General features: G+C 58.8%; 1 pseudogene. It reads right to left on the bottom strand.

The annotated features are described in order from the left end of the window. Positions 1–296: pseudogene (locus tag EN874_RS33115) on the bottom strand (ABC transporter permease); the annotation flags it as partial.

Here is a 296-nt window from a genome sequence, read left to right as displayed (position 1 = left end):
AACCGAGGCAATGACAGTCAATTCAAAACCCGTACCTGCCACGGCCTCAGCCGAGTTCAGTCTTGCCGCCAAGACGAAAGCGCCGAGGCCTGCGAAGAAGCCGGTGATGACATAGACACTGAGGATAATCTTCTGGACGTTGAGGCCAGCGAGGCGCGCAGCTTCGGGGTTTCCGCCAACTGCATAGATCTGCCGGCCGTAGCGCGTGTAGCTCAACGTTATGTGCGCGATGATCGCGAACAGAACGAAGATCAGAACCGGAACCGGGACTGGCCCCAGCTTACCTTGGCCCCACC

It is taken from the genome of Mesorhizobium sp. M1D.F.Ca.ET.231.01.1.1, assembly GCF_003999155.2.
Lineage (GTDB): Bacteria > Pseudomonadota > Alphaproteobacteria > Rhizobiales > Rhizobiaceae > Mesorhizobium.
This window is presented reverse-complemented; position numbering and strand designations above follow the sequence as displayed.